Origin of the sequence: Rhizobium esperanzae, assembly GCF_002204185.1 — a bacterium.
Lineage (GTDB): Bacteria > Pseudomonadota > Alphaproteobacteria > Rhizobiales > Rhizobiaceae > Rhizobium > Rhizobium esperanzae.
On sequence record NZ_MXPU01000036.1, the window covers coordinates 1 to 20682 of the forward strand.

Sequence of the window (20682 nt, forward strand, 5' to 3'; positions counted from 1 at the left end):
GCGTATACCGGCGAAAGGCAACGATAACAGCCTCCTCCTCGACGGAGAGCACCGTCGATCTAGGCTCTTTCGGGCCGGTCGGAAGGTCCGCAACAGAGGACCGCTTCCGCCACTTGGCGACGGTCTTCTGATTGATCCCATAACGCTTCGAAAGCGTCCTCAGGCTCTCTTGACTATGTTGTATCGCTCGACGGACTGCCTCTGTCGTCGTGGCGCTCCCATGAAGAACCTGGCCCATAACGCATCCTTTGATTCGGAAGACAAGGATGCCCCATCAAAGCCTGGGATCAAACATCTAAATGGTTGCGCGCCAGCTCAAGGTGGTCGCAACTGTTTGACGTAGGGTGCGCGGGTTCGGGCACCTTTGTCATCCAGAACCGCTTTGCAGAGAACCAAAGACCCGGCAGGAAGGAATCCTTCCACCCGGGCCTCTTTATATCAAAGCTTCAACCGGCCGAAGCCGGCATGTCAATCCGGCGCGGAGGTCTGCAGAGCGAGAGCGTGCAATAGGCCACCCATGTTGCCCTTCAGCGCCTCGTAGACCATCTGGTGCTGCTGTACGCGGCTCTTGCCGCGGAAGGCTTCGGCGACGACTTCGGCGGCGTAGTGATCGCCGTCGCCCGCCAGATCGCGGATCGTCACCTTGGCACCGGGAATCCCAGCCTTGATCATGTCTTCGATATCGCCGGGTTTCATGGCCATGATCGTTACTCCTTGCGCATCATTCCGCGGCGAGTTCGCCGCGGCCTTCCATGAAATCAGGGAACCACGATTCATGGGTATCGCGCAATTGCTGAATCGGCAGCGCAATGAGATCGCCGACGACGAGTGCATCTCCACCGACCGTGCCGAGGCGGCGGAAGGGGACGCCCGCGCCTTCCGCATTGGCGCAGACGAAATCCGCCACGTCGGCCGGCACCGTTAGCACATAACGCGCCTGATCCTCGCCGAAGAGCAGCGCATGCGGCGCACCCTTGCATTCGTCGAGATCGATCGTCAGCCCCTTGCCGGATGCCATGGCCATTTCAGCCAGCGCGACGGCCAGGCCGCCCGATGAAATGTCGTGGCAGGCGGTCGCCTGGCCGTTGCGGATGACGGAGCGGACGAAATCGCCGTTGCGGCGCTCGGCGAAGAGATCGACTTCCGGCGCCGGACCCTCGCGGCTGAAAAGCACATCGCGGAGGTAAATGGACTGGCCGAGGTGGCTGCCGTCGACGCCGATCATGATCACCTTGTCGCCGACATTGGCGCTGCCGATCCGGACCATGTTGCGCCAGTCCGGCAGCAGGCCGACGCCTGCAATCGTCGGCGTCGGCAGGATGGCGACGCCATTGGTCTCGTTGTAGAGCGAGACGTTACCGGAGACGATCGGGAAATCGAGCGCGCGGCATGCTTCGCCGATGCCCTTCACCGCCTGAACGAACTGGCCCATGATCTCGGGCTTCTCGGGGTTGCCGAAGTTGAGATTGTCGGTGGCGGCAAGCGGCTCGGCGCCTGTCGCAGTGATGTTGCGCCAGCATTCGGCGACCGCCTGCTTGCCGCCCTCGAAGGGATCGGCCTCGACATAACGCGGCGTCACGTCGGAGGAGAAGGCAAGCGCCTTGCTCTTGTGGCCATCGACGCGCACGACACCGGCGTCGCCACCGGGGAGCTGCAGAGAATTGCCCTGGATCAGCGTGTCATACTGTTCGTAGACCCAGCGGCGGCTCGACTGATTGGCGGAGCCGACGAGCTGGAGCAGCGCGTGGCCGTAATCCTTGGGGGCGGCGACGAGATTAGCGGGCAGGGGCGCCGGCTTGCCGGATTCACGCCAAGGGCGGTCATATTCAGGCGCCTGGTCGCCGAGATCCTTGATCGGCAGGTTGGCGACTTCTTCGCCCTGATGCATGACGCGGAAGCGCAGATCATCGGTCGTCCTGCCGACGATGGCGAAGTCGAGGCCCCATTTGACGAAGATCGCCTTGGCCTGCTCTTCCTTTTCCGGCTGCAGCACCATGAGCATGCGCTCCTGGCTTTCCGATAGCATCATCTCATAGGCGGTCATCCGCTCTTCACGGACCGGTACCTTGTCGAGTTCCAGCAGAATGCCGAGATCGCCCTTGGCGCCCATTTCGACGGCCGAGCAGGTGAGCCCGGCCGCACCCATGTCCTGAATGGCGATGACGGCGCCGGTCTGCATCAGCTCGAGGCAGGCTTCGAGCAGGCATTTCTCGGTGAAGGGGTCGCCGACCTGAACGGTCGGGCGCTTTTCCTCGATCGATTCGTCGAATTCGGCCGATGCCATTGTCGCGCCGCCGACGCCATCGCGGCCGGTCTTGGCGCCGAGATAGACGACCGGGAGGCCGACGCCCTTGGCTTCGGACAGGAAGATGGCGTTCGATTTCGCGATGCCGGCGGCAAAGGCGTTGACGAGGATATTGCCGTTATAACGCGCATCGAACTCGACTTCGCCACCGACCGTGGGAACGCCAAAGGAATTGCCGTAACCACCAACGCCGGAGACGACGCCGGAGACGAGGTGGCGGGTCTTCGGATGATCCGGCTCACCGAAGCGCAGCGCGTTCATCGCGGCGATCGGCCGGGCGCCCATGGTGAAGACGTCGCGAAGGATGCCGCCGACGCCGGTCGCAGCACCCTGATACGGTTCGATGTAGGAGGGGTGATTGTGGCTCTCCATCTTGAAAACCACGCAATCGCCGTCATCGATATCGACGACGCCGGCATTCTCGCCGGGCCCCTGGATGACCCGCGGCCCCTTGGTCGGCAGCGTGCGCAGCCATTTCTTCGAGGACTTGTAGGAGCAGTGCTCGTTCCACATGGCCGAGAAGATGCCGAGCTCGGTGAAAGTCGGCTCGCGGCCGATCAGATCCAGAATGCGCTGGTACTCGTCCGGCTTCAGCCCGTGGCTTGCGACGAGTTCCGGCGTGATCGGGATGGTGTTTGGAATGGTCATGAGTGGAAAGTCCCTGGCGCGTTTTGCGCTGTCTTTAGCTTATGTAGCGGCGACGCGCGACAGAAAAAAGCCCACCGTCAACACAGTGAACTGACCCCCGAAGTTGGACACCCAACTTCGGGGGTCAGTTCACAGGGGCGCGGGCAGGCTTTTCTCGAAAAGGTGGCAACCGCTCAGAACTTGTAGCCGATCTGGATGCCGGCGCGCGTCATGCCATCGTTCGGGCCGTCGCAGAGATCGGCATGAGAGGAGTGGGCGATCTGAGCCATCACGTTCCAATTGCGGGTGAAACGGTAGCCGGCGCCGACATATTCGTGGAACAGAACGCGACAGCCGAGTTCCGGACCGTCATCATTGTCGTCCAGCTCGCCGGTATGGATGACGCCGCCGAATCCGGCTTCGGCAAAGAGCTTCTCGTTGAGATCGACCGTCCAGGTGAAGCCCGTGAAGAATTGCGTTGCTTCACCCGAAGTGCCGATCGAGGTGCCGAGATGGACGCGGGGATGCAATAGCTGTTGCTGCCAGCCGACGGCCTCCTCATATCCGAAAGGATCGAAGAGAGCGGTAATCTCCGGAAAAACGCCATCTTCCCCGGCACGACCCGATTGCACCGAGGCGGAGGCCCCGAAACGCAATTCATCGAATATCTGCTCGCCGGCATTGGCCGAACCCGCCATCGAAGTGACGGCTACGGCCGCCACGGATGCCAGCCCCAAGAAGCGTAACGCGATCTTTCCGAACTCGACCCTCATCTGCCGTCCTTTGATTCGCACCAAGCGGGAATAACAAAGAGGTAGCACGGGGGTCGAAGCGGTAAAGCGCTCTCGTCAGGCGTGTGCGTTTTTTCGGAATTATGGCGTGTATTTGCAACAGGTCATATTTCGCCGTCATAGGCGGAACCGCCATTTTCCAGCAGCCGGCGCAGAATCATCAGGCCTGCGGTCAATTCCTGGCCCGTTTTGGGTGAGGAGAAGCCGATGCGAATGCGGTAGTAGGTTTTCTCGCCGCGGGCCGCCTTGAATTCGTCTTCGTCATCGACCAGCACGCCGTCGCGAAAGGCGGCATTCTTGAAGGTGCCGGACATCCAGGGCTCCGGCAGTTTCAGCCAGAGGAAGGGCGCATGCGGGTGCGACGCGAAGTCGAAACCCCGCAGATGCTCGCGGGCGAGGTGGGCACGTCGGGAGAGTTCCCCGATAACTTCCTTGCGGATCTCGTGCGCCCGGCCGCTTTCGACCAGGCGGGCACAGGTCTCTGCCAAGATGAAAGGCAGGCCGCCCGTGACCATCCTGTGCGTCACCTTGATGCGCTGGGCAAAATGCGGCGGGCAGGCGACCCAGCCGCCGCGCACACCGGCGGCGACCGATTTCGACAGGCCGTTGACCAGGAAGGTGCGGTCGGGCGCAAGCGCGGCAATGAGCGGCGTCTCATCGTCGGCCATGCCGCCGTAGAGGTCGTCCTCGATCAGCCAGACGCTGTGCTTTCTGGCAATTGCGGCAATTGCCGCGCGCCGCTCGTAGGGCATGATCGTCACTGTCGGATTATGCACGGTCGGCATCAGGAAGGCGATCTTCGGATGCTGCTGCTGGCAGAGCCGTTCGAAATCGTCGGGAATGACGCCGAATTCGTCGGAATCGACCGTCACCGTACGGCGGCCGAGAAGGCGGGCGCTGCGGCTGACCTGGGTATAGGTCAGATTTTCGAAGACGATCTTGTCGCCCGGCGCCGAGACAGCGGCAATAACGGCAACCGCCGCGGCATGGGCCCCGAGCGTCGGTACGATGTTTTCGACCTCCGGTGTCCAGCCGCTGCGGGCAAGCCAGCGGCGGCCCGCGTCGAACCAGTTCCGCGGAAAACTACGGGAATAGGAGGAAATTTCGGTGAGATGCTGTTCGCCGATCTCGGCGAGGATGGCTGAGATGATCTTGCCCTGGCCGAGATCGGGGGCGGCTGTCGTATCGAAACGGATCTTGTCGGCAGGCGCGTCTTGAAAGCGAGTGCCGCCAAGCGAGACGGCCAGTGCATCGGTTTGTTCGCCGGGCGGCGTCTCGGCGCGGTTCAGCACGTAGGTGCCGCGGCCCACCTCGCCGGCAACCAGGCCGCGCTCGTGCACCAGCGCATAGGCGCGGCCGATCGTGCCGATCGTCACCCCGATATCATAGGCAAGATTACGCTGCGGCGGCAATTTGCTGCCGGCGGGCAGGGCGCCGCTCGCAATGGCGGATTCGATGCTGTCAGCAAGCCGGAGATAGACCGGCCCGGAGCCGCGGGAAAGATCAGGAAGCCAATTTGTCATGGTGACAATTGCTTATATTGTCACTGTGTGCCTGTCAAGATTAAGAGTCAATTCCACGGATGAGCCGAGAGGATTCCTGGAATGTCTGCATTGCCCGAAATCAATACGCAAATTGTGCCGATTGTCTCTTATGAGGACAGGCGCATCATTCTTCCCGGCCCGCCTGCCGAGGCGACGATGCCTCTGGGACGGATCTGGGCCGCCATTCGTCTCTGGCATCAGAAGCGGGAGGGACGGCGCGCGCTCAGGGAGCTTACGGCGGCAGGGCTCAAGGATATCGGGGTATCGCAGTCCGAAGCCGCACGCGAAATCGGCAAGTCATTTTTCTGGGACTGATGCTGCGGGCGACCGCGGCGATCAATTGCATGCTCTATTGCCGCCGGACCAACGATTGACGTCGGCGGCGATGCGGCCGGCGACGGGGTCCGACATCATCGGACCAAAGGCCTGCAGACGGGCAGGGCTTCCCTCGGCCTGGACGACGAGCAGCGGCCGGCTTTCCGGGCTGGCCTTGTGGACGAGCAGGATGCGCGGCCGACCGGAGAAGGAATTGAGCTCCGGAGCGAGCTTATAGGCTGCAAAGGCCGGATCGCCCGATTTGAACCAGCAGGCATTGGCGCCGAGCGCTACGCGCTCCATCGTCGGTAACGCCGCCCGGTTTGGACCTGCTGCCGGTGCCGGCGATTGGCAGGCGGCGACAATGTTTGCCAGAGCAGTCAACAAGGCGGCGTTTGCGACGGAGAGGCGGGGACGCATTGATCTTGCTCCAGTGATCCGGATGAAGGTCTTCTCGGCTGCACGCCGTTGCCCGCGGTGCGCCCGCGGGCGGCATGGCTGAGGTGGGGGTCAGGCGGCGACGACGTCGAGCGCCGAGGCGAAGAGGCCCCGGCCATCCGAACCGCCATGGGCGGCCTCGATCAGGTTTTCGGGATGCGGCATCATGCCGAGCACATTGCCCTTTTCGTTCATCACGCCGGCAATGTCGTTGATCGAACCGTTCGGATTGGTGCCCTCGGCATAACGGAACAGCACCTGACCATTGCCCTCGATCTTCGCCAGCGTCGCTTCGTCGGCAAAATAATTGCCGTCGTGGTGGGCGACAGGGCAACGGATGACCTGCCCTTGCGCGTAGGCGCGGGTGAAATCCGTCTCGGCATTGACGACTTCGAGCTTGATCTCGCGGCAGACGAATTTCAGCGAGGCGTTACGCATCAGCGCGCCCGGCAGCAGGCCGGCTTCCACGAGGATCTGGAAGCCGTTGCAGACGCCGAGCACCTTCACGCCCTTCGCAGCCTTGTCGATGATTGCCTGCATGACCGGCATGCGGGCGGCGATCGCGCCGCAGCGCAGATAATCGCCATAGGAAAAGCCGCCGGGGATGACGATCAGGTCAACGTCGGGGATTTCCGTCTCCGTCTGCCAGATCGTCACCGGCTGGTGACCCGTGATCTTGGTGAGAGCGGCGATCATGTCGCGATCGCGGTTGAGGCCCGGAAGTTGAACGACGGCTGATTTCATAGAGTCCCCGCATTTCGCGAAAGATATTGGACTGGAACGCTCTCGGCGAGCCATACTCCATTGTCCGCGACAAAGAAAGAATGGCCTTCTGAAAACATGGCGGCTGCGTCGACACGCAGAATGATATAGTCGCCCTTGCGGCGCACGGCGACAATTTTCGCCGTATCGATGTCGGCCGATAGATGGACATGGTGCCGCTCCATCTTCTTCAGGCCTTCGCGCTCGATCGACGGCCAGTTCGTGAGTGACGTGCCGTGAAAGAGAACTGCCGGCGGTTCAACCGGGGTCAATGCCAGGTCAACCTCGACACTGTGGCCCTGATTGGCGCGGATCCTGTTATCGACAAGCGTGAAGCGTTTCTTCGGACTGTTGTCGATGACCTCGAGGATATCGGCGCGGGAGACGCCGTATTTCGACGTCAGCACCTTTTCGAGATCATCGAACGATACCCAACCCTCGGCATCAAGCGTCAAGCCTGCGGCATCCGGCGCATGGCGCAAAACATAGCTCATGAATTTCGAGACTTCCGTCTCCAGCTTTGCCTTCAGCATGACGCTCAATCCATAAGACCCGTCGGATGACGAGCAGGTCTGCAATGGTCAGTCGATCGCGATCGCGTAATTCTCGATGACCGTGTTGGCGAGCAGTTTTTCGCACATCGCCTTGAGGTCTGCCTCGGCCATGGCCTTGTCGGCGCCTTCGAGCTCCAGGTCGAAGACCTTGCCTTGCCTTACATGGCCGACGCCCGAAAAGCCGAGGGCGCCGAGCGCGCCTTCGATGGCCTTGCCCTGCGGATCGAGAACGCCGTTTTTCAGCGTGACGGTGACACGAGCCTTGATCACTTTGTCTTTCCTGCCTTACTTGACGAGAACCGGGCCGGTGCCGCGCACAGGCTCGTTTTCATTGATGATGCCGAGACGGCGTGCGACTTCGGAATAGGCTTCGAGTAACCCGCCGAGATCGCGGCGGAAGCGGTCCTTGTCCATCTTCTCGCGGGTTTCGATATCCCAGAGCCGGCAGCTGTCGGGCGAGATTTCGTCGGCGAGGATGATCCGCATCATGTCCCCTTCGAAGAGCCGGCCGCACTCGATCTTGAAGTCGACGAGCTGGATGCCGACACCGAGGAAGAGGCCGGTCATGAAATCGTTGACGCGGATGGCAAGCGCCATGATGTCGTCGAGCTCGGCCGGATTGGCCCAGCCGAAGGCGGTGATGTGCTCTTCGGAGACCATCGGATCGTCGAGGGCGTCGGACTTGTAATAGAACTCGATGATCGAGCGGGGCAACACGACGCCTTCCTCGATGCCGAGGCGCTTGGCGAGAGAACCGGCGGCGACATTGCGCACGACGATCTCCAGCGGGATCATCTCTACTTCCCTGATCAGCTGCTCGCGCATGTTGAGCCGGCGGATGAAATGGGTGGGGATGCCGATCTTGTTCAGATGGCTGAAGATATATTCGGAAATGCGGTTGTTGAGAACGCCCTTGCCGTCGATGACTTCGTGTTTCTTCTTGTTGAAGGCGGTGGCATCGTCCTTGAAGAACTGGATCAAAGTGCCCGGCTCCGGGCCCTCATACAGAATCTTTGCCTTGCCCTCGTAGATACGGCGGCGACGGTTCATCTTGGTCATTCTCTGTTGTTGGCGCTCTTGGGATAGCGCGAGTGGATCGATCTCGTGGCGTCCCCTTAAAGGAAAAGAGAGTGTTTCACAATCCGCCTGTCGCTCCTTCCCCGGTTTCCGGATTTCGTGGCCCCGGTTCCCGGATTTCATGGCCCTGTTTCCGGATTTTACGGAATAGCGCCAAGAGAATCGAATGAATTCGCGTTACGAGTCTAGCGGCTTTTTCTCTACGGTGGAATGAAGGCGAAATGGCGGGCCGCTTATGCAGGTTTCATTTGGCGGTTCTGCTTGGCGTTGCGCGGAGAAGATGCGTCTGCAAGCCGCGCGCGGCGGTCAGCCCGTGTCGCCAGCTTCCGAGGCGAATGAAGGAGGGAATCTGCATGGCCGGCATCGGCCGGGCGAGCGCATAGCCCTGTAGCGTGTCGCAGCCGAATTGCTCCAGAATGCGCACATGATCAGCTGTTTCGACGCCCTCGGCAATGACGAGAATATTGAGCGAGCGCCCGATATCGATGATCGAGCCGACGAGTTTACGCTGCTCGGCCGACTGCGGCAGCATGCGGATCAGCTCGCGATCAATCTTCAGCGTGTTCGGGCTCAGGCGTAGAAGGCTGACGATCGAGGCGTGGCCGGTGCCGAAGTCGTCGATGTGAATGTCGATGCCGAGCTTGCGGATCTTTTTCAAATTGGCCGCCACCACCTTGTCGCAATCATCGAGCGGGATCGATTCGAGCAGTTCGAAGGCGATCGCGCCGGGCTCGATCTTCAGGGCGCGCAGCTTCTTGCCAAGATCGGGATCGGTCAGCCGCCGGGCGGAAACGTTGACCGATATTTTCGGGATCGGCAGGCCATCCTTGATCCAGGCACGGCGGTCCGCCAGCGCGCGCTCGAGGATCAAGGCGTCGATTGCCGAGACGACGTCGAGATCCTCGGCGATATCGAGAAAGCGGTCTGGCGTCAGCAGACCGTGCACGGGATGTTGCCACCGTGCGAGCGTCTCGACGCCTGCGACTTCGAGCGTGCGGGCGTCGAACTGCAATTGATAGAACGGCACGAATTCATTGCGCTCCAGGCCGATGAGGATTTCATCGGCGAGTTGCTTGGCAGAGACGATATCGTTGCGGGCCGATGCCGAGAAGAATTCGAAGCGGTTTCGGCCGAGACCTTTGGCGCGATAGAGTGCAATGTCGGCGTCGAGCAGCGTCTGCTTGGCGTCGAGCTTGGCGCCGCCATTGACCGCGATGCCGATGCTGGCGCCGAAACGGCAGTCATGCCCCTCATATCTGACGGGTCGGCGCAATTCGCGGATTAGGCGTTCGGCCAGGCTGGCGATCTTCTTCGATGCAGCATCGACGGCGCAGAGGATGACAAATTCGTCACCGCCGATACGGGCGACGAAATCGGCGGCGCGGACGGAATGTCTGAGCACATTTGCGGTGTGCTGCAGCATGGCGTCGCCCGCCCGATGTCCGAGGGTATCGTTGATCTGCTTGAAGCGGTCGAGATCGATATGCAGAACCGCCAAAGCGAGGCCTTTAGCCCGGCATTGCGCCGCGCGGTCGTCGAGCATCTTGTCGAGATAGCGGCGGTTCGGCAGGCCGGTGAGGTAATCGTGCAGCGCCAGATGTTCGATGCTTTCCTTGGCGGCTTCGAGTTCGCGGTTGCGGGCTTCCGCCAGTTCCTTGGCACGCTGCAGCTCATTGCGAAGCGCGACCTCCTCGGTGACGTCCCAATTGGCGCCGATCAGCTTGCGCTGGCCGTTGCCGTCGACGAAGAAGGCCGAGCGGGCACGGATGATGCGCTCGACGCCGTCGCCGCGGATGATGCGGTATTCCTGCTGAAAGTCGCTGCCGCTTTCGACGCTGCGGTCGGCCAGCCCGAGCACTCGTTCCCGGTCGTCCGGGTGCAGGCTTTCGACCCAGGTCTCGCCGCCGATCTTGCGCGCCGCGCCCTGCAAGCCGTAAATGGCAATCAGCCGATCGTCCCATTCGACGCTGTCGTTTTCGATGTCGGCCTCGAAGACGCCGATGCGGGAAATTTCCAGCGCCAGGTCGAGCCGGCGTGACAGGCGCGACAGCGTCTCCTCGGCTTCCTTGCGGCCAGTGATATCGATATCCGTGCCGACGATGCGCGTCGGTACCCCGTTCTCATCCCATTCGACGCAGGCGCCACGGCAGTCGATCCAGACCCAGTGGCCGTCCCTGTGGCGTTCACGATATTGGAAGATCTGATAATCCGGATCGCCGGCATTCTGCCGCTCGATCGCATGAGCGACGAAGTCGCGGTCGTCGGGATGGACGAGTTGCAGCCAAGCCTCGTAGTCGCCGGCGACGTCCTCGTCCGGCGCCATTCCGCGGATGATTTTCCACGTCGGCGAATAATATTTCCGGTCGAGACGGTAATTGTGATCCCATACACCGAGGCCGGAACCAACAAGCGCATGGTTCCAGCGGCTCTCGCGCTCGGCCAGATCGGAATCGTCGGTCGACCCGTTGCCGACGCCAGCCTCAGCCGCTGTGAGATCGCCATGCGGTTTGTCGGCCTCCGGGCGGGCTTTCTTCACGGGCATTCTCGCTGATTTCATCTGGGCGCAGTCTGGGGGCTTTCTATTAAGAAATGCTTAGAAAGCAGTCGCTGAAATGGCGAGGGTCGGGTTTTCCAAATCAGGCAGAAAGGCGGCTGAGGAATTGGGCGAAGACCATTGTTCCTTCGGGCCACGGGCCGTGCCCAGACTCAGCATTGATATGTCCCGCTTCGCCGGCATCGACGAGAAATGAGCCCCAACTGCTGGCGATATCGTCGGCATGCTCATAGCTGCCGAACGGATCGTTGCGGCTGGCGACGGTGATCGAGGGGAAGGGCAGCGGGTCGCGCGGATAGGGCCCGAAGGTCATCAGGTGCTTGGGGCGAATGTCGGGATTGGTGACTTCAGGCGGAGCGACAAGGAAAGCGCCTGCCACCCGGTTGCGGAATAGCGGGATGGCGTGGATCGCCGAGGGCACGCCCAGCGAATGGGCGACGAGCACGACGGGGCGGGTCGAGGCATTCACCTCCTCGGCGATGCGGGCAATCCAATCCTCGCGGACGGGTTTTGTCCATTCGGCCTGTTCGACGCGCCGCGCCGTGCTGAGCTTCGCCTGCCAGCGGCTCTGCCAATGGCCGGGGCCGGAATTGGTGTAGCCGGGGATGATGAGAATATCTGCGTCTGAGGCTTTCATAGTGCCGCCGATGTGAGAAGGCTTGACCAAGATGTCAAGAGGGGGCGGCAAGGGAGCGACACGGGCGCTGAAATTTGTTATGTTGCTCCAGTGCCGGTTGCGGATTTCGTATCGGCTTACCCGCCGATGCATGTCCGCGGCCGACCAAGTCTCGGCTGAGGAGGAGAAAGCCATGGCGGCATTTCATGTCATGACGGGTGCCAGTGAAAACCTGGCGCGGCCCGTGGTCAATCGCATCGGCATCGCCGACGTCTTCGATGCGCTGAAGCGCGGGCTCGACGATTTCAGTGAGAAACCTTCCCATTACGTGTTCCTGTGCCTGATGTATCCGATTGCCGGCGTCTTCCTGACGCTTTGGACGTCCGGCGCCAACCTTCTGCCAATGGTCTTCCCGCTGATGTCCGGTTTCGTGCTGATTGGCCCGATTGCGGCGATCGGTCTTTATGAGATCAGCCGCCGACGCGAGGAAGGCCTCGATACGTCATGGACGCATGCGCTCGAGGTGCGCCATTCGCCGGCGCTGCCATCGATCATCGCTGTCGGGCTGATGCTCTTTGGCCTTTTCGTCGTTTGGCTGGTGACGGCACAGACGCTATACGCCAATCTTCTCGGCGAAGTGTTTCCGCGCACCATGACGGACTTCACCCGCCAGGTCTTCGGCACGGCGCAAGGCCTACAGTTGATCGTCTGGGGCAATCTCATCGGATTCGGCTTCGCGCTGGTCGTGCTGGCGATTTCGGTCATCACTTTCCCGCTGCTGCTCGATCGTGATATCGGGGCGGTTGCCGCCGTCGTGACCTCGATCCGTGCGACGGTCATCAATCCGGTGCCGGTGCTGCTCTGGGGCCTGATTGTCGCGGCGCTCCTCGTCGTCGGCACCATCCCGGTCTTTGCCGGACTCGCGCTCGTCATCCCGATCCTCGGTCACGCGACCTGGCATCTCTACCGCAAGCTGATTGCGCGGGAAGCTGTATAGCTTCGGTCCTGCCGCGGAAACCTTGATACCGTGCGATCCCCGATTTTCGGGAACCTCGAACCTGCCTCGGAGTTTTTTGCGAGAGCATGATTGTAGCAACATCATGCTCCCGAGACTCCGAGGAGAGATTTCAGAGGTGACGATGACGCATCTGTTTGCCCGCTTCGCAACCAAGGCATCGGAATGGGCGGGTAAGCCCGTCATCTTCATCCTGGCGCTGTGCGTCGTCATTATCTGGGCCTTGCTCGGCCCCTTCTTCGACTATTCGGAAACCTGGCAGCTCATCATCAACACGGGTACGACCATCATCACCTTCCTGATGGTCTTCGTGCTGCAGAACGCCCAGACGCGCGACACCCGGGCGATCCAAGCCAAGCTCAACGAAATCATTCTGACAAGCCATGCCGAGAACCGCTTCATCGGCATCGAAAATCTCGACGAGGAAGAGCTGAAACATCTCGACCAGCTGGTCGCCAAGGCTGCCAAGGGCAGGGGCGAGACGGAGGCTTGCAGTACTGCGGAGACCGCGGAAGCCGCTGCGCCGAAAAAGACCGATGCGCGTAAGCGATCGGCGAATGCTAAGGGCTCGAAGATGAAGCAACGACCGCTTGAGAAGAGCTGAATTCCGCAATATGCTTTATAACGCATGTCGGGTCTAAAGCTGTTTTGCAGGGGGAAATGCGCGATTCCTTTCTCAGAGAACCGCAGGTCGAATTGTTTTTTCAGGCCTATCTCATAGGGCTGCCATTGGGCCATTTGCCTTTTTTCTTCAGTGGTCTAGGCCTTGGTCTGCTGTTCGCGAAGTTTTTTCTTTCGCTTCCGATCGTTTTTTTATTGTTTATTTTTTATCGCATTAAATATGCCGCAGTAAATTCACGGCCATTTTTGTGGGGATCCATCATCTTTATCGCAACGTTGGTGTTAATCGTTGCGTCGTTCTTTTTGATGCGCGGCGGGATAAATGATCTCACACGAAAGGACATGACAATATTGGAGATTATCCTGATTGTGTCCGCTCCTTCTCTCCTTGCGACATGCATCTACTTCCCGGTCATGATCAGGCTGCGGCTAAGACGGAGCGTCGGGTAGACAGCACAGGAGACAACGGCGCCGGAAGGCGCCGCCATGACGTAGAAAAGAATCCTTATGCAGCTCCAAACACCCGCCGGAAGATCGTATCGACGTGCTTGGTGTGATAGCCAAGGTCGAACTTTTCGCGAATATCCTCCTCGGATAGCGCAGCGCGGACCTCCGCATCCGCCAGCAGCTCTTCCAGGAAATCCTTGCCCTGTTCCCAGACCTTCATGGCGTTGCGCTGCACCAGGCGGTAGGCGTCCTCGCGGGAGGTGCCAGCCTGGGTCAGCGCCAGGAGGACGCGTTGGGAGTGGACGAGGCCGCGGAACTTGTTGAGGTTCTTCTCCATGTTCTCCGGGTAGACCAACAGCTTTTCGATGACGCCGGCCAGACGTGAGAGGGCAAAATCGAGGGTGACGGTCGCGTCGGGGCCGATCATGCGTTCGACGGAGGAGTGGGAGATATCGCGCTCATGCCAGAGAGCGACGTTTTCCATGGCCGGCATGGCGTAGGAGCGGACCATGCGGGCAAGGCCGGTGAGGTTTTCGGTCAGCACCGGGTTACGCTTGTGCGGCATGGCCGAAGAGCCCTTCTGGCCGGGGGAGAAATATTCCTCCGCTTCCAGAACTTCGGTGCGCTGCAGGTGGCGGATTTCGGTCGCGAGACGCTCGATCGAGGAGGCGACGACGCCGAGGGTGGCGAAATACATGGCATGGCGGTCGCGCGGGATGACCTGGGTCGAGACGGGTTCTGCTTTGAGGCCAAGGGCCTCGGCGACATGTTCTTCGACGCGCGGATCGATATTGGCGAAGGTGCCGACGGCGCCGGAGATGGCGCAGGTCGCGACTTCCTCGCGGGCGGCGACGAGGCGCTGGCGGCAGCGTTCGAATTCGGCGTAGGCAAGCGCCAGTTTGACGCCGAATGTGGTCGGCTCGGCATGGATACCGTGCGAGCGGCCGATGGTGACCGTGTCCTTGTGTTCGAAAGCGCGGGTTTTCAGCGCTGCGAGCAGCCGGTCGAGATCGGCGATGAGGATGTCGGTGGCGCGCACCAGCTGGACGTTGAAGCAGGTGTCGAGCACGTCTGACGAGGTCATGCCCTGGTGGACGAAGCGTGCATCCGGACCGACGATCTCGGCGAGGTGGGTCAGGAAGGCGATGACGTCATGCTTGGTGACGGCCTCGATCTCATCAATGCGGGCGACGTCGAAGGTGGCCGCGCCGCCTTTTTCCCAAATCGTCTTGGCCGCCGATTTCGGGATGACGCCGAGCTCGGCCAGCGCGTCGCAGGCATGCGCCTCGATCTCGAACCAGATGCGGAACTTGGTTTCGGGAGACCAGATGGCGACCATTTCGGGCCGGGAGTAACGCGGGATCATGGGCGGCTGCCTTCACTTCAAGAGGTTAAGCATCGATGTTTTGTTTTTGCGCAATTTCGGGCGCAAAACCGCTGAACACTTTTGCTGAAATTGCTTCAGCGCCCCTGTAGCAAAGACGGGCGGCAATCTCAACGCATGCGTTTGGCAAGATGATAGCTGCTGACGACAAGGCAGACGAGGCCAAGCGGCAGGAAAAGGCGAAGGCCGATCACCAGGAACTGGTAGACGGCGCTGATGCTGGTGAAGATGAACTGGAAGACCCAGGTGCCGCTTCCGAAGGGCGCATGCCAGCGCGAATAGAAGATTCGATATTCCATCGCGAAGAGGAAGGCAGTCATCGCGATCGTGGCCGCGATCAGCGCCACGAAAAAGGCGGCGAAACGCGCCTCCGGCGGTTTGCCATAGGCGAGGAAGCGGGCAGTCGGCAAAGCGAAGGGCCAAGCGAGCAGGCCGCCGAGGAAATAGAGCGCGGCGACTTCGGCAAGGCGGCTCGTCTCCAGGCCGTTACGCAGATACAGACCGAGCATAGCAGAGGCGAGCATCTGCATGCCCCAGAGCGGCGCGCCGGCAACCAGATCCGGGTAGGGCGGCCATGCCGCTCGCACGCGACTCCTCCGGCGCTCCATTCTGGAATAATCCAGGCTCAGGGATGAACCGGGACGGCGATCCAGCGCCCGTTCCTTTGCGCATCGAAGGCCAGGACCAGGGCGATATGAACCTGGTTTGCAGCTTCCGGCTGATAGACGACGGCGCCGCCGATCCTGAATTCGACCGAGCATGTGCGCTCGGCCGGAACAGCCGTCGCCTGCCGCGCCGCCTGACGGTTCGGGACACCTTCCTTCTCGATCATCTGCAGGCTGAAGCCAAGGATCCGCTTGTCGACCGTTGCGCATTCCTTCGGCGTCGGCACCGGCATCTCGCCGAGTGAGAGGGTATAGGGCGTCTTCGGCGGTCCATCGATCGCAAGTGTGGTGTAGCGAAGCGTCTTCGAGGGCGAGCCGAGCTCGGTTGGCGGGTTGAAGGCGGCAATCAGACCCGGATTTGTCAGAAGGTCGTACTTATCCATCTGACTGCGCGCCGCCGTCAGGTTCTGGCGGCGGGCCTTGGAAAGATTGGCGTCCTTATCCGTCAGTTCGGTGCGGAAGGGGGTGCCTTCGAGATATTGGCCGCTGTCGGTATTGATGAAGTAGGTTTCGGAATAGGGGACGCTGCCGCTTTCCTTGATGCCGAATTCCTGAAATGCAAAGACCTTGCCGTCGGCGGAAAAGCCGATCGGCTGGATGCTGGCAATGTCGCCGGCCAGCGACAAGCCGGGCAGGCCGGCCAATGCGGCGGCAAGCATGCCGCCAATGATCAGACGCTTCTTCATGTTCGTGCCCCTTCGGCTGCCTGACGCAATTCGGCGACGGTCCTACGGTAGCTGTCGACCGTACCACTCTTGAAAATTGCCGAGCCGGCGACGAGCACGTTGCCGCCGGCTCGCGCGATATCAGGCGCCGTTTCCACGGTGACGCCGCCGTCGACCTCGAGTTCGATCGGCCGGTCACCGATCAGAGACTTTGCCGCGGCGATCTTGGCCGTCATTGCGGGAATGAATTTCTGTCCGCCGAAACCGGGATTGACCGACATGATGAGGATGAGGTCAACGTCGTCGAGCACGTTCTCGATGGCGCTCAGCGGCGTCGCCGGATTGATCGTCACGCCGACCTTCTTGCCGAGATTGCGGATGGTCTGCAGCGAGCGGTGCAGATGTGGCCCGGATTCGGCATGGACGGTGATGCGGTCGCAGCCGGCCTTGGCGAAGGCTTGGAGATAGTCATCGACCGGAGAGATCATCAGATGGCAATCGAAAGTGGCTGATGTGTAGGAACGCAGCGACTTGATGACATCGGGACCGAAGGAGATGTTCGGCACGAAATGCCCGTCCATCACGTCGAGGTGGATCCAGTCGGCGCCGGCGGCCGTGACGTCACGCACCTCCTCGCCGAGCCTGGCGAAATCCGCCGCGAGGATCGAAGGGGCAATGCGAATGGGCAGCGTCATCAAGTCTTACTCCCGTATGGGCGCCACTTGCGCACGGCGCCGGAATTCAGGGCTGGCAGCCGCTCATTGCGTCGGCGCAGCAGGTGGAAAAAAGCCATTGCCCCGCCATTCGAGCAGGCGGTAGGGGTTTTGCGAAAGCTCATGCGCGCCGGTGAAGGCGACGGCGCCGATCGGTGTCTGGAATGTCGTGCCGACAAGTGTCTCCCGCAGCGGCTTGCCCGCGGCCGCGGCGGCTTCGGCCGCCCGGCCGGCAATCAGGGCCGCCGCCAGGGATGGCAGGACATAACCTTCGGGCTCGGTGCCCTTGGCGCGCAAAGCGTCGGCCGCCGGCCCGCCTTCCGGTAAAAGCGCATATTCGGGCAGGGCGACGGCACGCACGCGAGGAGTGAGCGGCAGCGGCTGATCGGCGGCGCGCATGGCATCGCCGCCGAGGATCGACAGCGGAATGTTTTCCGCCTTGGCGTCGCGGGCCATGACGGCGACATCACTGCGATCGCCGCCGACGAAGACCCTGGTGGCGCCGGCCCGTTTCAGGCGGCGCACCAGGGCGATCTGCTGCTCCTGTCCCGGCCGGTAGGTATCGGTGAAAACCGGCTTCAGGCCGTTCTGCTCCAGCGCATTGCGCACAGCTTCCGTCAGTTCGCGGCCATGAATGGTGCCGTCCTCGATCAGCGCGATCGGGTCGGCTGCCCAGTCCTTGAGGATCACCTCGATGATCTTTGCTGCCTCAGTGCCATCGGCCGGTGCCAAGCGGAAGAGCGGCCAGCCGTTTTTCAGCGCATCCTCCATCAGGATGCGCGAACGTGCCGAAACGGTGATCGCGGGAATATTGGCGTCCTTCAGCTTCGGCAGTGCGCCTTCCAGCGTCTCACTGCAGAGAAAACCGATTGCGATCTGAACCTTGGCATTGACGAGCGCATCGGCGACCGCCGCGCCGCTATTGTCCTCGCAGGTCTCGTTGACGGCGACAAGTGTATTGCCGGACTGCTGGATCTCGAAACCGGCTCCGGCAGCGATCTGCGCGCCGAGGAGGCCGAGCGGCCCCCCCTGCGGGGCGATGACGCCGATCGTCACGCCGGCCGCATGGCCTTGCGCCGCCGTTCCGAGCAGCGTCAGAAAGGCTGCTATGCCACGCAGGTTGATCATAAAAGGCGAAGATCCCTAGCCATCGTCAATGCCCTTTTATCCGCAAGGCCGCAATCGTCAAAGAAAAACAAGCGGAACCCGCCGCTTTTCACCGGTCCTATTGTAGAAAAGGTAACCGATGCTCGCCATATTGGCGCGATAGCAAGTCGAACTACGGCGTCGGACCTCATTTCAGTCGCGCAAAGGACACTGTAGCATTTTGAATTGCTGCATAGTTCTCCTTAAATCGATCCCGATTTAAGGAACGACGCAGGCAGAAGAGCGCGCGGGAGAAGCACGTGTTGAACAGGCAGCATATCGACCCCGGCCTTTATCGCGATGCCATGAGCCGTTATGCCGGTCATGTGCAGCTCGTGACGACGGCGATGGAAGGTCTGCGCCGCGGCGTCACCATCACCGCCGCCTGCTCGGTCTCGGACAATCCGGCTTCGGTGCTGATCTGCCTCAACAACACCAATCCGAAGAACGAGATCTTTTTCCGAAGCGGCATCTTCGTGCTCAACACGCTCGGCGCCCACCACCAGGGCGTCGCCGACGCCTTCTCCGGGCGCACCGCGATTGCTAATGACGAGCGCTTCGCCAGCGGCCGTTTCGACACGCTCGTCACCGGCGCCCCCGTTCTTGCCGATGCGCTCGCCGCCTTCGATTGCCGGGTGACAGACATCAAGGAAATGCCGACGCACAATGTCATCTTCGGTGAGGTTGCCGCCGTCCGCTTCAGCGAGAAGCACCCGGCGCTTATCTATATGAACCGGGATTATCACACACTGTAATGCGGCTGGCGGGGATGCGAGGAAACAGAAAATGGATAATGCCGGGATCGAGGAAATGTTTCAGGGGCTCGGCCCCGTCACGATCAAGCGCATGTTCGGCGGCAAGGGCATTTATCATCTCGGGCGCATCGTCGCCGTCGAAGTGCGCGACGAGATGCTGCTGAAGGCCGATGAGAAAAGCGCTCCGGAATTTGCCGCCGCCGGCGCCACGCAATGGGCCTATGAGGGCAAGAAGGGTAAACCGGTGAAAATGCCCTACTGGTCAATCCCCGAAGAGGCCTACGACGATCCCGATCTGATGGCGAAATGGGTAAGGCTTGCCTATGAGGCGGCGCTTCGCGCCGAAAGTTGAGCGCGGTAGAGCTTTTCCGGGTTAGTCGACCGGCCGGCGCGCATCGTAGCCCAGTTCTACGGCTAAGCCGGCCGGTCGATCAGCCGGCCCGTCTCAGCCAACCCTCCCGCAGATTTGCCTGGCAAATCTGCAAGACTTTGGAATCGCCGGGCGCACTTGTCGCTTCGCCGTGGCGAAGCGGTGCGGCCGGTGGGCCGGGCATCTCTAGCCAGGATCAAAGGCGATCGGCTCGGACCTACCTTGGGGTATGCCCGTCGCCAATCGCCTTTGCCCTGACGAAAACCTGCTCCGGCAGAATGCTTCAATCTAACCCGGAAAAGCTCTAGCTGTTTGGTCCCGGCATTTGGTGGAGCGGATTGATGATAAAACGTTCGGGCTGTGAAGCCCATGCCTTGCATATGAACTCGTAGGGTGTGAGACCCTTGAGGGTCTTGAGGCTGCGGCCGAAATTGTAAGCGGCGACAAAGTCGGCAAGATGCTGGCGCAGTTGATCGTGGCTTTCATAGTAGAAGCGTCTGACGGTGGCATCCTTGATGGTTCGGTTCATTCTCTCAACCTGACCGTTGGTCCATGGATGCTTTACCTTGGTGGTGCGGTGCTCGATATCATTGGTGGCGCAGGTGTATTCGAAGGCATGGGCCCGGAAACGTTCGCCATTGGCGATTGCTTCTTTGATCAGCGGCACAGCGGAGCCTCCAGCGCCGGGCGTGGTGAACTGGATCCCGTTGTCGGTGAGCACTGTGTGGATCTTGTAGGGGACGGCTGCAATCAAGCGCAGGAGGAACTCGCGCGAGACGGCGGTGGTGGCCTTCTCGTGCAGTTCGACGAAGGCAAACTTCGAGGTGCGATCGATGGCAACGAACATGTGCAACTTACCCTGTTCGGTGCGCACCTCGGCAATGTCGATGTGGAAGTAGCCGATCGGGTAGCTTTTGAACTTCTTCTTTGCCGGCCTGTCGCCGTCGACATCCGGCAGGCGGCCGATGTCGTGGCGCTGCAGGCAGCGGTGCAGCGACGACCGCGTAAGATGGGGGATCGTCGGCTGTAGTGCATAGAGGCAGTCATCGAGCGGCAGCAGCGTATACCGGCGAAAGGCAACGATAACAGCCTCCTCCTCGACGGAGAGCACCGTCGATCTAGGCTCTTTCGGGCCGGTCGGAAGGTCCGCAACAGAGGACCGCTTCCGCCACTTGGCGACGGTCTTCTGATTGATCCCATAACGCTTCGAAAGCGTCCTCAGGCTCTCTTGACTATGTTGTATCGCTCGACGGACTGCCTCTGTCGTCGTGGCGCTCCCATGAAGAACCTGGCCCATAACGCATCCTTTGATTCGGAA

Annotated in this window: 23 protein-coding genes and 1 pseudogene; 6 read left to right on the plus strand and 18 right to left on the minus strand. The window is 61.1% G+C overall.

Annotated elements, in window-relative coordinates:
* The 5 genes and pseudogenes from B5E41_RS29625 to B5E41_RS29645 all read right to left on the minus strand — a co-directional run.
* A pseudogene (locus tag B5E41_RS29625) lies at nucleotides 1-238 on the minus strand (IS481 family transposase); the annotation flags it as partial.
* 230 nt (nucleotides 239-468) lie between these two features.
* The gene (locus B5E41_RS29630) at nucleotides 469-702 is read right to left on the minus strand and encodes a BolA/IbaG family iron-sulfur metabolism protein (protein WP_011425547.1); all 234 of its coding nucleotides are present in this window, start codon (nucleotides 700-702) and stop codon (nucleotides 469-471) included.
* Nucleotides 703-721: 19 nt separating this feature from the next.
* Nucleotides 722-2953: a phosphoribosylformylglycinamidine synthase subunit PurL gene (purL, locus tag B5E41_RS29635; RefSeq protein WP_088397168.1), complete on the minus strand. Its 2232-nt coding sequence runs from the start codon at nucleotides 2951-2953 to the stop codon at nucleotides 722-724.
* A gap of 173 nt (nucleotides 2954-3126) precedes the next feature.
* Nucleotides 3127-3705, minus strand: a complete 579-nt coding sequence (locus B5E41_RS29640; protein WP_064802880.1) for an acyloxyacyl hydrolase — start codon at nucleotides 3703-3705, stop codon at nucleotides 3127-3129.
* A gap of 122 nt (nucleotides 3706-3827) precedes the next feature.
* Nucleotides 3828-5246, minus strand: a complete 1419-nt coding sequence (locus tag B5E41_RS29645) for an aminotransferase-like domain-containing protein (protein WP_088397169.1) — start codon at nucleotides 5244-5246, stop codon at nucleotides 3828-3830.
* A gap of 81 nt (nucleotides 5247-5327) precedes the next feature.
* On the opposite strand from B5E41_RS29645, the gene B5E41_RS29650 reads away from it, so the two are divergent.
* Entirely contained in the window at nucleotides 5328-5582 is a 255-nt protein-coding gene (locus B5E41_RS29650) for a DUF1127 domain-containing protein (protein WP_088397170.1), read from the plus strand.
* Between the two features lie 21 nt (nucleotides 5583-5603).
* On the opposite strand, the gene B5E41_RS29655 is transcribed toward B5E41_RS29650, so the two are convergent.
* From B5E41_RS29655 to B5E41_RS29685, 7 genes are all read right to left on the minus strand, one after another.
* Complete coding sequence (locus tag B5E41_RS29655; RefSeq protein WP_064802874.1) at nucleotides 5604-6002, minus strand: hypothetical protein; 399 nt, start codon at nucleotides 6000-6002, stop codon at nucleotides 5604-5606.
* 90 nt (nucleotides 6003-6092) lie between these two features.
* Nucleotides 6093-6764 (minus strand): phosphoribosylformylglycinamidine synthase subunit PurQ, encoded by a 672-nt coding sequence (gene purQ, locus B5E41_RS29660; protein WP_088397171.1) that lies wholly within the window; start codon nucleotides 6762-6764, stop codon nucleotides 6093-6095.
* Nucleotides 6761-7315 carry an RNA 2'-phosphotransferase gene (locus B5E41_RS29665; protein ID WP_064810476.1) on the minus strand — a complete coding sequence of 185 codons (555 nt, stop codon included), beginning with the start codon at nucleotides 7313-7315 and terminating at the stop codon, nucleotides 6761-6763. Before B5E41_RS29665 ends, purQ begins: the two co-directional genes overlap by 4 nt.
* Before the next feature lie 48 nt (nucleotides 7316-7363).
* Nucleotides 7364-7606, minus strand: coding sequence for a phosphoribosylformylglycinamidine synthase subunit PurS (gene purS / locus B5E41_RS29670; RefSeq protein WP_011425539.1), 243 nt, complete (start codon nucleotides 7604-7606; stop codon nucleotides 7364-7366).
* A 15-nt stretch (nucleotides 7607-7621) separates the two neighbouring features.
* Nucleotides 7622-8386, minus strand: coding sequence for a phosphoribosylaminoimidazolesuccinocarboxamide synthase (gene purC, locus B5E41_RS29675; RefSeq protein ID WP_011425538.1), 765 nt, complete (start codon nucleotides 8384-8386; stop codon nucleotides 7622-7624).
* Nucleotides 8387-8657: 271 nt separating this feature from the next.
* Entirely contained in the window at nucleotides 8658-10955 is a 2298-nt protein-coding gene (locus B5E41_RS29680) for a putative bifunctional diguanylate cyclase/phosphodiesterase (protein WP_088397172.1), read from the minus strand.
* Nucleotides 10956-11049: 94 nt separating this feature from the next.
* Nucleotides 11050-11604 (minus strand): RBBP9/YdeN family alpha/beta hydrolase, encoded by a 555-nt coding sequence (locus tag B5E41_RS29685; RefSeq protein ID WP_088397181.1) that lies wholly within the window; start codon nucleotides 11602-11604, stop codon nucleotides 11050-11052.
* A 172-nt stretch (nucleotides 11605-11776) separates the two neighbouring features.
* On the opposite strand from B5E41_RS29685, the gene B5E41_RS29690 reads away from it, so the two are divergent.
* The 3 genes from B5E41_RS29690 (at nucleotide 11777) to B5E41_RS29700 (ending at nucleotide 13669) form a co-directional block, all read left to right on the plus strand.
* Nucleotides 11777-12580, plus strand: coding sequence for a DUF2189 domain-containing protein (locus tag B5E41_RS29690; protein WP_064802864.1), 804 nt, complete (start codon nucleotides 11777-11779; stop codon nucleotides 12578-12580).
* Nucleotides 12581-12722: 142 nt separating this feature from the next.
* Nucleotides 12723-13202 (plus strand): low affinity iron permease family protein, encoded by a 480-nt coding sequence (locus B5E41_RS29695; protein WP_088397173.1) that lies wholly within the window; start codon nucleotides 12723-12725, stop codon nucleotides 13200-13202.
* A gap of 56 nt (nucleotides 13203-13258) precedes the next feature.
* Complete coding sequence (locus B5E41_RS29700) at nucleotides 13259-13669, plus strand: hypothetical protein (RefSeq protein WP_088397174.1); 411 nt, start codon at nucleotides 13259-13261, stop codon at nucleotides 13667-13669.
* A 55-nt stretch (nucleotides 13670-13724) separates the two neighbouring features.
* On the opposite strand, the gene purB is transcribed toward B5E41_RS29700, so the two are convergent.
* The 5 genes from purB to B5E41_RS29725 form a co-directional block, all read right to left on the minus strand.
* Complete coding sequence (gene purB, locus B5E41_RS29705) at nucleotides 13725-15032, minus strand: adenylosuccinate lyase (protein WP_064810472.1); 1308 nt, start codon at nucleotides 15030-15032, stop codon at nucleotides 13725-13727.
* Nucleotides 15033-15160: 128 nt separating this feature from the next.
* Nucleotides 15161-15658: a hypothetical protein gene (locus B5E41_RS29710; protein WP_088397175.1), complete on the minus strand. Its 498-nt coding sequence runs from the start codon at nucleotides 15656-15658 to the stop codon at nucleotides 15161-15163.
* Nucleotides 15659-15675: 17 nt separating this feature from the next.
* On the minus strand, nucleotides 15676-16401 hold the full coding sequence (locus B5E41_RS29715; protein WP_088397176.1) for a DUF2259 domain-containing protein: 726 nt from the start codon (nucleotides 16399-16401) through the stop codon (nucleotides 15676-15678).
* The gene (rpe, locus tag B5E41_RS29720) at nucleotides 16398-17075 is read right to left on the minus strand and encodes a ribulose-phosphate 3-epimerase (RefSeq protein ID WP_088397177.1); all 678 of its coding nucleotides are present in this window, start codon (nucleotides 17073-17075) and stop codon (nucleotides 16398-16400) included. Before rpe ends, B5E41_RS29715 begins: the two co-directional genes overlap by 4 nt.
* A 63-nt stretch (nucleotides 17076-17138) precedes the next feature.
* Nucleotides 17139-18221: an ABC transporter substrate-binding protein gene (locus tag B5E41_RS29725; protein ID WP_088397178.1), complete on the minus strand. Its 1083-nt coding sequence runs from the start codon at nucleotides 18219-18221 to the stop codon at nucleotides 17139-17141.
* Between the two features lie 278 nt (nucleotides 18222-18499).
* Between B5E41_RS29725 and B5E41_RS29730 the strand changes: the two genes are divergently transcribed.
* The gene (locus B5E41_RS29730; RefSeq protein WP_085859594.1) at nucleotides 18500-18994 is read left to right on the plus strand and encodes a flavin reductase; all 495 of its coding nucleotides are present in this window, start codon (nucleotides 18500-18502) and stop codon (nucleotides 18992-18994) included.
* A gap of 31 nt (nucleotides 18995-19025) precedes the next feature.
* Nucleotides 19026-19346, plus strand: a complete 321-nt coding sequence (locus tag B5E41_RS29735; protein ID WP_088397179.1) for a TfoX/Sxy family protein — start codon at nucleotides 19026-19028, stop codon at nucleotides 19344-19346.
* Between the two features lie 322 nt (nucleotides 19347-19668).
* On the opposite strand, the gene B5E41_RS29745 is transcribed toward B5E41_RS29735, so the two are convergent.
* Nucleotides 19669-20661: an IS481 family transposase gene (locus tag B5E41_RS29745; protein ID WP_088397180.1), complete on the minus strand. Its 993-nt coding sequence runs from the start codon at nucleotides 20659-20661 to the stop codon at nucleotides 19669-19671.
* Between the last annotated feature and the right edge of the window lie 21 nt (nucleotides 20662-20682).

Excerpts from the sequence above, each read along its gene's own strand:
- B5E41_RS29630 (WP_011425547.1), bottom strand. The coding sequence starts at position 702 with ATGGCCATGAAACCCGGCGATATCGAAGACATGATCAAGGCTGGGATT.
- B5E41_RS29645 (WP_088397169.1), bottom strand. The coding sequence starts at position 5,246 with ATGACAAATTGGCTTCCTGATCTTTCCCGCGGCTCCGGGCCGGTCTAT.
- B5E41_RS29650 (WP_088397170.1), top strand. The coding sequence starts at position 5,328 with ATGTCTGCATTGCCCGAAATCAATACGCAAATTGTGCCGATTGTCTCT.
- B5E41_RS29725 (WP_088397178.1), bottom strand. The coding sequence starts at position 18,221 with ATGATCAACCTGCGTGGCATAGCAGCCTTTCTGACGCTGCTCGGAACG.
- B5E41_RS29685 (WP_088397181.1), bottom strand. The coding sequence starts at position 11,604 with ATGAAAGCCTCAGACGCAGATATTCTCATCATCCCCGGCTACACCAAT.
- purL (WP_088397168.1), bottom strand. The coding sequence starts at position 2,953 with ATGACCATTCCAAACACCATCCCGATCACGCCGGAACTCGTCGCAAGC.
- B5E41_RS29715 (WP_088397176.1), bottom strand. The coding sequence starts at position 16,401 with ATGAAGAAGCGTCTGATCATTGGCGGCATGCTTGCCGCCGCATTGGCC.
- B5E41_RS29710 (WP_088397175.1), bottom strand. The coding sequence starts at position 15,658 with ATGGAGCGCCGGAGGAGTCGCGTGCGAGCGGCATGGCCGCCCTACCCG.
- B5E41_RS29680 (WP_088397172.1), bottom strand. The coding sequence starts at position 10,955 with ATGCCCGTGAAGAAAGCCCGCCCGGAGGCCGACAAACCGCATGGCGAT.
- B5E41_RS29655 (WP_064802874.1), bottom strand. The coding sequence starts at position 6,002 with ATGCGTCCCCGCCTCTCCGTCGCAAACGCCGCCTTGTTGACTGCTCTG.
- B5E41_RS29745 (WP_088397180.1), bottom strand. The coding sequence starts at position 20,661 with ATGGGCCAGGTTCTTCATGGGAGCGCCACGACGACAGAGGCAGTCCGT.
- purC (WP_011425538.1), bottom strand. The coding sequence starts at position 8,386 with ATGAACCGTCGCCGCCGTATCTACGAGGGCAAGGCAAAGATTCTGTAT.
- B5E41_RS29690 (WP_064802864.1), top strand. The coding sequence starts at position 11,777 with ATGGCGGCATTTCATGTCATGACGGGTGCCAGTGAAAACCTGGCGCGG.
- B5E41_RS29700 (WP_088397174.1), top strand. The coding sequence starts at position 13,259 with ATGCGCGATTCCTTTCTCAGAGAACCGCAGGTCGAATTGTTTTTTCAG.
- B5E41_RS29695 (WP_088397173.1), top strand. The coding sequence starts at position 12,723 with ATGACGCATCTGTTTGCCCGCTTCGCAACCAAGGCATCGGAATGGGCG.
- B5E41_RS29735 (WP_088397179.1), top strand. The coding sequence starts at position 19,026 with ATGGATAATGCCGGGATCGAGGAAATGTTTCAGGGGCTCGGCCCCGTC.
- B5E41_RS29640 (WP_064802880.1), bottom strand. The coding sequence starts at position 3,705 with ATGAGGGTCGAGTTCGGAAAGATCGCGTTACGCTTCTTGGGGCTGGCA.
- purQ (WP_088397171.1), bottom strand. The coding sequence starts at position 6,764 with ATGAAATCAGCCGTCGTTCAACTTCCGGGCCTCAACCGCGATCGCGAC.
- rpe (WP_088397177.1), bottom strand. The coding sequence starts at position 17,075 with ATGACGCTGCCCATTCGCATTGCCCCTTCGATCCTCGCGGCGGATTTC.
- B5E41_RS29665 (WP_064810476.1), bottom strand. The coding sequence starts at position 7,315 with ATGCTGAAGGCAAAGCTGGAGACGGAAGTCTCGAAATTCATGAGCTAT.
- purB (WP_064810472.1), bottom strand. The coding sequence starts at position 15,032 with ATGATCCCGCGTTACTCCCGGCCCGAAATGGTCGCCATCTGGTCTCCC.